Origin of the sequence: Paraburkholderia acidisoli (assembly GCF_009789675.1) — a bacterium.
Classification (GTDB): Bacteria; Pseudomonadota; Gammaproteobacteria; order Burkholderiales; family Burkholderiaceae; genus Paraburkholderia; species Paraburkholderia acidisoli.
Window position 1 is genome coordinate 2538267 of sequence record NZ_CP046913.1, and the last position, 11998, is coordinate 2550264.

Annotated in this window: 9 protein-coding genes; 3 read left to right on the forward strand and 6 right to left on the reverse strand. The window is 68.4% G+C overall.

The annotated features are described in order from the left end of the window. Window positions 1–37: 37 nt before the first annotated feature. The 3 genes from FAZ98_RS11185 to FAZ98_RS11195 all read right to left on the reverse strand — a co-directional run bounded on the left by FAZ98_RS11185 (window position 38) and on the right by FAZ98_RS11195 (window position 3750). A complete protein-coding gene (locus FAZ98_RS11185) occupies window positions 38–1537 on the reverse strand; it encodes a DegQ family serine endoprotease (protein WP_158951274.1) in 1500 nt (499 codons plus the stop codon). A gap of 199 nt (window positions 1538–1736) precedes the next feature. After that, entirely contained in the window at window positions 1737–3038 is a 1302-nt protein-coding gene (locus tag FAZ98_RS11190) for an ATP-binding protein (protein ID WP_158951275.1), read from the reverse strand. 49 nt (window positions 3039–3087) lie between these two features. Further along, a complete protein-coding gene (locus tag FAZ98_RS11195; protein ID WP_158951276.1) occupies window positions 3088–3750 on the reverse strand; it encodes a response regulator in 663 nt (220 codons plus the stop codon). Between the two features lie 362 nt (window positions 3751–4112). Here FAZ98_RS11195 and dacB point away from each other — a divergent pair, with 362 nt between their 5' ends. From dacB to FAZ98_RS11210, 3 genes are all read left to right on the forward strand, one after another. Beyond that, entirely contained in the window at window positions 4113–5882 is a 1770-nt protein-coding gene (gene dacB / locus FAZ98_RS11200; RefSeq protein ID WP_158951277.1) for a D-alanyl-D-alanine carboxypeptidase/D-alanyl-D-alanine endopeptidase, read from the forward strand. Between the two features lie 305 nt (window positions 5883–6187). Continuing rightward, on the forward strand, window positions 6188–7114 hold the full coding sequence (locus FAZ98_RS11205) for a sterol desaturase family protein (protein ID WP_158951278.1): 927 nt from the start codon (window positions 6188–6190) through the stop codon (window positions 7112–7114). Between the two features lie 268 nt (window positions 7115–7382). After that, window positions 7383–8759, forward strand: a complete 1377-nt coding sequence (locus FAZ98_RS11210; protein ID WP_158951279.1) for an SGNH/GDSL hydrolase family protein — start codon at window positions 7383–7385, stop codon at window positions 8757–8759. A gap of 159 nt (window positions 8760–8918) precedes the next feature. On the opposite strand, the gene FAZ98_RS11215 is transcribed toward FAZ98_RS11210, so the two are convergent. The 3 genes from FAZ98_RS11215 to purE all read right to left on the reverse strand — a co-directional run bounded on the left by FAZ98_RS11215 (window position 8919) and on the right by purE (window position 11974). Next, entirely contained in the window at window positions 8919–10040 is a 1122-nt protein-coding gene (locus FAZ98_RS11215) for an L-threonylcarbamoyladenylate synthase (protein ID WP_158951280.1), read from the reverse strand. Between the two features lie 13 nt (window positions 10041–10053). After that, a complete protein-coding gene (locus tag FAZ98_RS11220) occupies window positions 10054–11283 on the reverse strand; it encodes a 5-(carboxyamino)imidazole ribonucleotide synthase (RefSeq protein WP_158951281.1) in 1230 nt (409 codons plus the stop codon). Between the two features lie 160 nt (window positions 11284–11443). Continuing rightward, on the reverse strand, window positions 11444–11974 hold the full coding sequence (gene purE / locus FAZ98_RS11225; RefSeq protein ID WP_158951282.1) for a 5-(carboxyamino)imidazole ribonucleotide mutase: 531 nt from the start codon (window positions 11972–11974) through the stop codon (window positions 11444–11446). Window positions 11975–11998: the final 24 nt, after the last annotated feature.

The following is an 11998-nucleotide window of genomic DNA, read 5'->3' on the forward strand; positions in this document are numbered from 1 at the left end:
AACCCGGCGCACGGAGCCGGGTTCGCGGCCGCAAGGATCAGCCGAGATCGACGGGCACGAAAATCTGCGCGTCGTCACGCTGGATCAGGAGGGCGATGCTGTTGCCGGCCTGCGCGATCATCTGCTTGAGCTGGTCGCCGCTCGACACCGGGCGGCCGTTCACGGCGAGGATCACGTCGCCGGGCTGGATGCCGGCGTTTTCCGCCGCGCCGCCCGACTGCTCGACCAGCAGGCCGTGATCGAGCGAGTCGTTGCTCTTCTCGTCCGGCGTGAGCGGGCGCACGGCCACGCCGAGGCGCCCCTGCATCTGCGATTGCTGGCCGTTGTTCGAGGCGACCTTGTTGTCCGAGAGCGTGCCGATGGTCGCGCTCAGATCCTTGGTGCCCTTGTCGCGCCAGACCTGCACGTCGGCCTTGGTGCCCGGCTTCATGCCCGCGATCAGCGAAGGCAGATCCGACGATTCGTCGATCGCCTGGCCATTCACGGACAGAATCACGTCACCGGGCTTCAGGCCCGCCTTCGCCGCCGGACCGTTGGCATCGACGGAACTCACCAGTGCGCCGCGCGGCTTGTCCATGCCGAACGAGTTCGCGAGCGTCTGGTTCATGCCCTGCACGGCCACACCAAGACGACCGCGGCTCACGTGGCCGGTCTTGACGAGTTCGTCCTTGACCTTGATCGCCTCGTTGATCGGGATCGCGAACGAGAGGCCCTGGAAGCCGCCCGTCTGCGAATAGATCATCGAATTGATGCCGATCACTTCGCCTTGCAGGTTGAAGAGCGGGCCGCCCGAATTGCCCGGATTCACCGGCACGTCGGTCTGGATGAATGGCGTGTAGTTCTCGTCAGGCAGCGAACGCGACTTCGCGCTGATGATGCCCGAGGTCACCGTGTTGTCGAAGCCGTACGGCGAACCGATCGCCACGACCCACTGGCCGACCTTGCTCGCGCGCGGATCGCCGATCTTCACGGTGGGCAGATTGCTCGCGTCGATCTTGAGCACGGCCACGTCCGACTGCTTGTCGGCGCCCACGACCTTGGCCTTGAACTCGCGCTTGTCGGTGAGCTTGACGGTCACGACGTTCGCGCCGTCCACCACATGCGCGTTGGTCAGGATGTAGCCGTCGCTGCTGACGATGAAGCCCGAGCCGAGGCTCGTGCTCGGCGTGTCGGCCTGACCGCCGCCGTCGCCGCCGCCCATGCCGGGCGCGCCGTAGAAGTGCTTGAAGAACTGGTAGAACGGATCCTGCGGATCGATCGGCAATTGCTGCGGGCCGCCGCCGCCGCTGCGCAGCGCCGCCTGCTTCACGACGTGCTTCGCGCTGATGTTGACGACCGCGGGCCCGTAGGTTTCCACGAGGCCCGAGAAGTCGGGAATGCCGGTCTTGGCCGCGGCTTCGGCGGGCATCATCGCGGCCTGCGCCGGCGAGATGACCTGCGGCGCGGGCACGTCGCGCTTCCCGGCGACGTAGCCTGCCGACAACGCGACCGCCACGGCAACAGCCACGGCACTGCGGGTAAAGACTTTGGTATTCATTACGGACTCCTTGCGCTTCGATGCTGATCACGACGTATCGAAGCGTAAGCGCTATCGCTTAAAGGAGTCTTAATTGCGAGATTTGCCTCTAGCGCGCGCAAACGCCCGCTCGGCGGCACTTTGCGCGGGGTCGTATCCGCCGTGCATGGCCGTTCGTCAGGTCGCGAAACGTGTTGCGACGCGCTGCCATGCGCCGCCGTTAAAACCGCACGTCGACAAGCAAGCCGCCCGCGGGCGAATCGCCCAGCGAGATCGTCGCGGCGTGTTGATCGGCGATACGGCGCACGATCGCGAGTCCCAGGCCGGTGCCGGCGATATCCGTGCGCGTGCGATTCGCGCTTGCGCCCACGCGATAGAAACGATCGAACACGCGCGCGCGCTCTTCCTTCGGAATGCCCGGGCCGCTGTCGGCGATCCGCACGCACGCGTGTCCGTCGTCGAGGAGCAGACTCACGTCCACGCGGCCGCCCGCGGGCGTGTACTTGGTGGCGTTGTCGAGCAGATTGTTGAACATCACGCGCAAGGCGTCGGGGTCGCCGTGCACGCTCGCGGCCGCGCTTTCCTCGATGCCGAGATCGACGCCGCGTTGCTGCGCGAGCGGCGCATAGTTGAGCACGCAATCGTCGAGCAGCGCATGCAGATCGACGCTGCGCGCGTGCGCGTGACCGTCGGGCTCCGAACGCGCGAGCGCAAGCAGTTGCTCGGCGAGACGCGTCGCGCGCGTGACGCCCGCCTGCAGATCGACGAGCGCTTCGCGGCGCGTTTCGTCGTCTTTCGCGCGCGCCACGAGTTGCGATTGAATCTGCACGGCCGCGAGCGGCGTGCGCAACTCGTGCGCGGCATCGGCGACAAAGGCTTTTTGCGTGTCGAGCGCATGCGCGAGGCGTTCGAGCAGCGCGTTCAACGCATGCACGAGCGGCGTGACTTCGCGCGGCAAGCGCTCCTCGGGCAACGGATCGAGCGCTTCCGGGTGACGCGTGTCGAGCGCGCGCGCGACGCGCGAGAGCGGCTTCAGGCCGCGCCCGACCACCACCCACACGGCCACGCCGAGAAACGGCAGCACCACGATGAGCGGCCAGAGCGTGCGTAACGCGACGTTCGCCGCGAGCCGGTTGCGCACGGACACCGGTTGCGCGAGCTGCACGACGTTGTCGCCGACGATCGCGCCGTACACGCGCCAGTCCCCGCGATCGGTCTTCTCGGTGGAGAAGCCCAGCTCGGCGCGCGGCGCGAGCGGCGCACGCGGATGCGAGTAGTACATGAGCACGCCGTTGCGATTCCAGATCTGCAGCACGATGCCTTCGTCGCCGGTATCGCGCGAACTGAGGATCTCGTTGAACGGCTCGGACGGCAGCGCCTCCGCGATCTCCTGCAACTGGTAATCGAACAGCTCGTTGGCTTCGGCGAGCGCCTGGCGATAGATGAGCCAGCCCGCGAGACTCACACCCGCGACGACGATCGCGAGCAGCCAGAACAGCAGTTGTCGTCGGATCGAACTCATGCGGGGCGTGGAGATTTTTTCAGGCGTGTTGCGCGGGTCGTCATGCGGATCAGGCGTCCTTCGCGATCATGTAGCCGAGGCCGCGCACGTTGCGGATCAGGTCGGCGCCGAGCTTCTTGCGCAGCGCGTGGATATACACCTCCACCGTATTGCTGCCGATCTCCTCGCCCCAGCCGTACATCTTCTCCTCGAGCTGCGTCTTGGAGAGCACGGCGCCCGGCCGCGCGAGCAGCGCTTCGAGCAGCGCGAACTCGCGCGCGGACAACGCCACGGGCGCGCCGTCCTGGGTGACCTGGTGCGAGGCGGGATCGAGCGTGATCGTGCCGTGACGGATGGTGGAGTCGCTGCGGCCCGACTGACGGCGGATCAACGCCCGCATGCGCGCGCCGAGTTCGTCGAGATCGAAGGGCTTGATGAGATAGTCGTCGGCGCCGGCGTCGAGGCCCTTCACGCGGTCGGCCACGGCGTCGCGCGCCGTGAGGATCAGCACCGGCAACGCGGCGCCGCGCGCGCGCAAGGTGCGCAGCACGTCGAGGCCGTCGCGGCGCGGCAGCCCGAGATCGAGCAGCATGAGGTCGTAGCTTTCGCCGCTCGCGGCGGAGAGCGCGGCTTCGCCGTCTTCGACCCAGTCGACCGCGAAACCGTCGCCGCGCAGCGCCTTGCGCACGCCTTCGGCGATCATGCGGTCATCTTCGACTAGCAGTATGCGCATCGTGATATGTCGCGAACGTAGGTGAGAATCCGAGCATTCTAGCGCCTCGCTCGGCCCGCGACGGCTTGCGGCACGCTGCGTTTATCTGACGATCAGCCTTCATCTGCTGCGTTCGCGGTGTCATTGTGGCGAAGCCGCGCCATTTTGCTCACCGCGATGCGCGCGCGCGGCGCGAGGTCTTTACAATGGGCGCTTTTGCGGCGACCGGCGCCCTCCCGGCTCGCTCGACCGCATCCCGGCATCACCCCGTTTTACCGATTTTTCCGATCGTCCGCGTGCCGCGCGCGTTGCTCTGTTTCGTTCTTTCCGATCGACGCGCTGCGCCCGGCCCTGCACTGCCCGCTCTCGCCCGAACGCATTTCATGCTCTCCGTTTCGCTGTCCCGTCTCCGTTCCCTGTTCCGTCTTTCCGTACCTCACGTGCCTCGCGGCCCTGGCGCCGATCGCGCCGATTGCGTCGATCGCGTGCGGCGTGCGCCGAAACCGCTCGCCATCGCGCTCGCCTGCGCGACGCTGGCCACGGGCCTCACCGTCGCGCCAGGCGCGTGGGCGCAACCCGAAGGCGCGCGCGTGCCCACCGTCAACGTGACGACGGTGCTGCCGCCCACCGTGATGGCCGGTCTCGAGCGCGCGCACGTGCCGCTCTCCTCCGTGAGCGTGGTGATCGAAAAGGTCGGCGACCGCCAGCCGAGCGTGGCCGTCAACGCGGGGCAACCGATGATGCCCGCTTCGACGATGAAGCTCGTCACCACCTGGAGCGGGCTCTCGATGCTCGGCGCCGACTATCGCTGGAAGACCTCCGCCTATACCGACGGCGAAGTGGATACGGCCGGCACGCTGCACGGCAATCTCTACATCAAGGGCACGGGCGACCCGAAGCTCGTGCCCGAAGAACTGATCGACCTCGTGCAGAAGATCCGCGCGCAAGGCATCGCGCGCATCGACGGCGCACTCGTGCTCGACAAGAGCGAGTTCGATCCTTCCACGCGCGACCTGCCCGCGTTCGACGGCGACGAAAGCGCGCCCTACAACGTGGGCCCCGATCCGCTCATGTACGCGTTCAAGTCGGTGTCGTTCACGTTCTCGCCGTCGCGCGCGGGCGTGGATATCGACGTGGTGCCGCCCGTCGCGCAATGGCAGATCGACAATCAGCTGCGCGAGCGCGGCGGCGCGTGCGGCGGCCTCCTGCCGAGCCCGCAGGTCACGCCGGGCGCGAACGGCGCGGTGAGCGCGAGCTTCGCGGGCAGCTACGCGCTGCGCTGCGGCGCGCGCACGCTCAACATGGCCGCGCCCGTCGATCACAGCACCTTCTTCGCCGACGGTTTTCTCGCGCTCTGGCAGCAAGGCGGCGGCAGCCTGTTCGCGGGCCCGAACGGCGCGGTGCGCGAAGGCGTCGTGCCGCCGCGCGCGAAGCTGCTGGCCGTGCATCAGAGCCCGCCGCTCAGCGACGTCGTGCGCGACATCAACAAGTTCAGCAACAACGTGATGGCGCGCAATCTGTTCCTCACGCTCGGCGCGGTCGAGGTCAAGCCGCCTTCCACGCCCGCGAAGGCCGCGAGCGCCGTCAACGCGTTCCTGCGCAAGAGCGGTCTCTCCATGCCCGAACTCGTGCTCGACAACGGCTGCGGCCTCTCGCGCGAGGAGCATGTGAGCGCGCTCTCGCTCGCGAACCTGCTGCAAGCGGCGAACGCGAGCCCGGTGGCGCAGCCGTTCGTCGATTCGCTGCCGATCGTCGGCGTGGACGGCACCATGCGCAACCGTCTCACCAACGCGGGCGTGGGCGGCAACGCGCACATCAAGACCGGCACGCTGCGCGACGTGCGCGCGATCGCGGGCTACGTGGCCGCCGAGAACGGCGAGAGCTGGATCGTCGTGAGCCTCATCAACGACCCGCGCGCCGAAGCGGCCCGCGCCGCGCACGACGCGCTGCTCGAATGGGTCTACAAGGGCATGCCGGAAGAAAAGCCCGTGTATGTCGAGCCGCATCCGAAGCGCGCGAGCAAGGCGTCGCGTGCCGCGGCGGTGTCGCACAAGAGCGAGTCGAAGAGCGAAGGCCGGGTGTCGCACAAGAGCGAGTCGAAGAGCGAAGGCCGGGCGTCGCACAAGGCGGCGAAGCGGCGCGGCGCGCATTGAGCGGCGCCGGGCGTCGCGGGTCGCGCGTCCCGCATCCGTAAGGCGCGCCAGCACCGGTCCGTCGCCCCTCCTCTCCCGGTTGTGGCGCGCCCCGCCAGACGGGGCGCGCCCGCTCGAGCCTCGAAGCTTTCCTCTAGCGAAGCGCCGCCCGTCGCGCGGCCCGTGCGTGTACTCTGACGGGCAAAGGCCGATCGCGCGTCATAACAATTCGCTACGCGCGTACGGCCGACGAGATAGCACACATCGAGACAACGCCGCCGCGCTGGCCGACCAGCGCCGCTTACGGGACAAGGAGGACGACGTTCGTGCAGTTCGACGCGCAATGGCTGCTGCTCGCCCTCGCTCCCGTGTTCCTCGCCTGCATCGGCTGGGAAGCCTGGCACCTCTCCCGCGCGCGCACGCGCGGCCGCTACGCCGAAAGCGCCCGCTACCAGTGGTCCGACACGCTCTGCAACGCCGCGCTCGCGCTCATGCATCAAGGCGCGGACAAGCTCGCGTGGCTCGTGGCCGTGCCCGTCTACGCGTTCGTCTACGACCACTACCGGCTGCTCGCGTGGCAGCCGGGCTTCGGCGCGTGGCTCGCGCTCTTCGTCGCCCAGGACCTGCTCTACTACGTGTTTCATCGCGCGAGCCATCGCGTGCGCTGGCTGTGGGCCGCGCATGTGGTGCATCACTCGTCGGAGCGGCTCAATCTCTCCACCGCGTTTCGCCAGAGCCTCATGTATCCCGTCGCGGGCATGTGGCTGTTCTGGATTCCGCTCGCGCTGCTCGGCTTTCCGCCCGCGCAGATCGTGGCGATCGTGCTCGTGAATCTCGCGTTCCAGTTCTTCGTGCACACCCAGGCCGTGCCGAAGCTCGGCTGGCTCGAATACGTCTTCAACACGCCGTCGATGCATCGCGTCCACCACGCGCGCAACGAGCGCTATATCGACCGCAATTACGCGGGCGTGCTGTCGATCTGGGACCGGCTGTTCGGCAGTTTCGTTGCGGAAGACGCGCAGGATCCGCCGCAATACGGCATTGTCAAGCCGCTGCGCTCGTGCAATCCGCTCAAGGCGACATTTCACGAATGGCACGCGATGGCACACGATTTCGGCCGCATGCGCGGCGCCCGCGCGCGTTTCGCCGCGCTTTTTGCCCCGCCGGACTGGTGCGCGCGCTACGATGGCACGAACCGTACGAGCGTGCCGGAAAACAACACCGAGGGTGAGTTCGGGTCGCGTAAAACCTGAGAGATTGCGTAGTCTGTCGGGCTTGGCCATCGACATCGACATCGACATGGCAAGGCAACGCGGCGCCGGGCCGGCCGCTTGCGCCGGAGCGCGGCAAATCCCGGCCAGGCCACGCAACGCAACGCAGCAACGACAAAAACAGCAGCAACGACACGATCGATGCAAGGCAGGCCCGCTTCATCGGCAAGAGCCGGCACACGGCGCCGGAGCATCGAGGCAAGGCATCACAGGCCACACAGCGGCCACACACAGAGGAGATGAAGTGAACATGAAGCATCAAGGACCGGGACACCGTACGCTGTTGCGCGCCACCCAGATCGCCGTCGCGAGCGCGGCGTTCGCCCTGCTCGCCGCCTGTGGCGGCGGCGGCAGCGACAACAACAACGCGAGCGCCACGCCGCCGTCGGGCGTGAAGATGCAGGTCGTGTCCTTCGGCACGAGCCTGTCGGACGCGGGCACCTATTCCGAGCAGATCCTGCCCGGCTTCGGCGGTGGCCGCTTCACGACCAACCCCGGCGAAGTCTGGACCATGAAGGTGTCCGAGTACTTCGGCGGCACGCTCACGCCGGCTTTCGAAGGCGGCTTCGGCCTCGCGCTCACGGCCACGGGCGGCTTCGGCTACGCGCAAGGCGGCGCGCTCGTCAGCACGGGCGGCGTGGCCGACACGACCCAGCCCATCGCGGCGGCGAGCCAGCAGCCCGTCACGTGGCAGCTTCAGCAATATCTCGCGCAGCACGGCAGCTTCAATGCGAACCAGCTCGTGCTGGTCGAAGGCGGCGCGAACGAAATCCTGAATCTGGTCTCGGTCAATTCGGGCGCGAGCCTGAAGGCGTTCGGCGCGGCGCTCGCCGCCTCGCCGTTCGCGACGCTCGCGAGCAACCCCACGACCCAGGCGAGCACCGTGCAAACGCTGATGGCCGCGGGCTTCACGCAGGCCCAGGCCGTCGCGCTCGTGCCGGCCGCGATCCTGCTGCAGCTCGTCAAGGCCGATCCCACCGACTTCGCCTCGGTCGTGCCCGTCATCACGGCCGCCGGCACGCTCGCGACGCTCGTGAACAACCAGATCGCGGGCACGCCGAAGGTTGTCGTCGTCACGGTGCCCGACATCGGCAAGACGCCGGCCGCCCTCGCCGCCGACGCCGCCGTGAGCGCCACGCCGGGTTCGTCGAGCGCGCCCGACCAGGCGCTTTCGCTGATCACGGCCGCGTACAACCTCACGCTGCTGCAAGGCCTCGCGCCTTCCATCGCCGCGAAGAAGGTGATTCCGGTCGACACGTACTCGTGGCTCGATTCGTCGATCACCAATGCCGCGAGCCTGGGCTTCACGGTGACGAACACGGGCACCGCCTGCAACCTCACGCAGATGGTCACCAACGCCACCGCCTACGCGCTCGCCAACCCGCAAGCCACGCTCGGCCTGCCCGCCACGACGCCGGCCGCGACGCTCCAGGCCGCCGCCGCCGTGTACGGCAACAACTTCGGCAGCTCGCTGTTCTGCTCGCCGCAAACGCTGACGACGGCCAACGCGCCCACGACCTACATGTTCGCGGATCTCGTGCACCCGACCACGGCGCTGCACGCGCAGTTCGCGACCTATGTCGAAACGCAGCTGGCCGCCGCCGGCGTGGGCAAGGCGCCGCAGTAAGGCGCCGTTGCCGGGCGGCGTTCTCAAAACGCCGCCCGGCCCCGGAAAAGCAAACACCCCACGCGCCGAAGCGGTCCGTGGGGTGTTTTTTTATCGACGCACGTTATCGCCGATGAAGTTTTCGCCGATGAAGTTTTCGCCGATGAACGCCGCGCGAGCTTAGTTCCGCGGCGAATCCGGCGGCGAATCCTGTTGCGCTTCGAACGCCGCCGCCGCGCGGCCGAGCCGGTCGTTCACGGCGATCCACTCGAGCGTGTCGGGCAGCTTCTCGATAAGAATGCGCGTGACGTTCGCACGATCGAGCGCGCGCAGCAAACTGTACAGCTCGCGCGCATATAACGGCGGCGCCTCGGGCGCGGCCACGAAATGCACGTTCGCGGCCTCTGCCCACGCCCCGGCGCGCGACGCGCGCGCGACCAGCGCCACCGTTTCGCCCGCGTCGCTCGCGGCGGCGAGCAGCGCTTCGAGCGCTTCGAACGGCAGCAGCGCGAGCGGCGTGCGCGGCGCGTAATGCGCCTTGAGCGTGCCGGACGCGCGCGGCGCCGTGGCGTCGCTGCCGTCGGGCAGGCGCGGCGCCTCGCCCAGCACGCGCGCGATGTCCTGCGGGCTCACGTGGCCGGGGCGCAGCAGCGCGGGAAAGCCGCGCGAGAGATCGAGAATCGTCGATTCGATGCCCACATCGCACGCGCCGCCGTCGAGCACGTGCACGGTGGGGCCCGATGCAACGCCGGACTCCGCGCTGGATTCCGCATTGAACTCTGCATTGAATTCGTCGCGCACGTGCTGCGCCGTGGTCGGGCTCACGTGGCCGAAGCGGTTCGCCGAGGGCGCCGCCACGCCGCCATGGCCGCCGCGGCGCTTCGAGAACGCCGCCAGCAGCCTCTGCGCAACCGGATGCGACGGACAGCGCAGGCCCACGGAGTCCTGGCCGCCGCTCACCGCGTCGGGGATGCGCGCGTGGCGCTTCACGATCAGCGTGAGCGGGCCGGGCCAGAACGCCTCGACGAGCTTCTGCGCGGCCTCGGGCCACTCGGCGGCCCAGTATTGCGGATCGCCTTCGGGCGGCAAATGCACGATCACCGGGTGATTCGCCGGACGGCCCTTGGCCGCGTAGATACGCGCCACGGCTTCCGGGCTCGCCGCGTCGCCGCCAAGGCCATAAACGGTCTCGGTAGGGAACGCGACCAGCTCGCCCGCGTCGAGCAGCGCGGCGGCGTGCTCGATCTCGGCGTCGGTCAAAGGCGCGCTGGCGTCGTGCGGAACGGGTTGCGAGTCGGACATGATGCGGCCCGGCTCAGCTCGTGGCGATATGCAGCAGACGCGCGCAATCGCGCGCGGCCGTGCGCGCTTCGTCGAGCGTCGGCGCGGTGAAGTTCACGTGGCCCATCTTGCGGCCGGGGCGCGCCTCTTCCTTGCCGTATAGATGCAGACGCGCGGCCGGCATGGCCGCGACCTGGTCCCACGGCGGCGTGACGGCCGCCGTGCTCGACACCGGGCCTTGCGGCGCCTTCGCCTCGCCCACGCCGGCCGGGAACCACACGTCGCCGAGAATGTTGAGCATCACGGCCGGCGAATGCTGGCGCGTGTCGCCGAGCGGCATGCCCGTCATCGCGCGCACCTGCTGCTCGAACTGGCTCGTGGCGCACGCGTCGGTCGTGTAGTGCCCCGAGTTGTGCGGACGCGGCGCCATTTCGTTGGCGACCAGCGAGCCGTCTTCGAGAATGAAGAACTCGACGCACAGCACGCCCACGTAGCCGAGCTTCGCGGCGATCTGCAGCGCGGCCTGCTGCGCCTGCTTCACGAGCGCTTCGTTCGCGTCGGGCGCGGGCACGATCGTGTGCGAGAGCACGCCGTTGCGGTGCGTGTTCTGCGCGAGCGGATACACCACGGCCGCGCCGTTCGCGCCGCGCGCGATCAACGCGCTCACTTCGAACTTGAGCGGCAGACGCTTTTCCAGCACGCACGGCACGCCGGCGAGCGTCGCATGCGCGGCGCGCACTTCGTCGACGCTCGAGACGCGCACCTGACCTTTGCCGTCGTAGCCCATGCGCGCGGTCTTGAGAATGCCGGGCAGGACCGCGGCGATGGCGTCGTCGCTCAAGGCGGCGAGCGCCTGCGACGACTCGATCACCACGTGCGGCGCGACCGGCACGCCCGACGCCGCGATAAAGCGTTTTTCGGCGATACGGTCCTGCGCCACGGCCACGCAGCGTCCGGCCGGGCTCACGAAGGTCGACTTCGCGAGCGTGTCCAGACTTTCGGCGGGCACGTTCTCGAATTCGGTCGAGATCGCGGCGCACAGGCGCGCGAGTTCGGTGAGCGCGGCTTCGTCGTCGTAAGCGGCGCAAATGTGCTTGTCGGCGACAGCGCCCGCGGGGCTCGTCGCGTCGGGATCGAGCACGGCCACGCGGTAGCCCATGGCCTGAGCGGCGAAGCAGAACATGCGGCCGAGCTGGCCGCCACCCACCATGCCCAGCCAGGCGCCGGGGAGAATGGGTGAAACCGGAGAATTGTCAGGAGTCATCTTCGTGGTCGGTCGCGGCTGGCCGCGGCGCGTGGGGACGTCGCGCGGACAGACCGGGGTTTAACGTCGCCGCGCGCGGGGGCGCCGGGACGGTGATACGGCATGGCGGCATCTCGCCGCCATCATCGCTCAACTTGCGATCAAACTGCGCTTACCGTGCTTAGAGCGCCGGCAGCACCATCGCATGCGCGGCTTCGTTCTGGCGCACGCGGAATGCCGCGAGCTTGTTCGCGTAGTCGGAATTCGTGGTCGCAAGCATCGACACCGCGAACAGCGCCGCGTTGGCCGCACCCGCCTCGCCAATGGCGAACGTCGCGACCGGCACGCCCTTGGGCATCTGCACGATCGAGTGAAGCGAATCCACGCCCTTCAGATACTTGCTCGCCACCGGCACGCCCAGCACGGGCACCGTGGTCTTGGCCGCCAGCATGCCGGGCAGATGCGCCGCGCCGCCCGCGCCCGCGATGATCGCGCGCAGGCCGCGCTCGCGCGCTTTCTCGGCATATTCGAACATTTCGTCGGGCATGCGGTGCGCCGAGACCACCTTCGCCTCGTACGCCACGCCGAACTCCTGCAGGATCGCGACCGCGCTCTTCATCGTGTCCCAGTCGGAGCTGGAGCCCATCAACACGCCGACGAGCGGCGCCGCATGCCGGTGCTCCGTCTGATGGACCGTCTGAACTTCGCTCATTGTGCTTCCTTCGTCCTTCTTTAC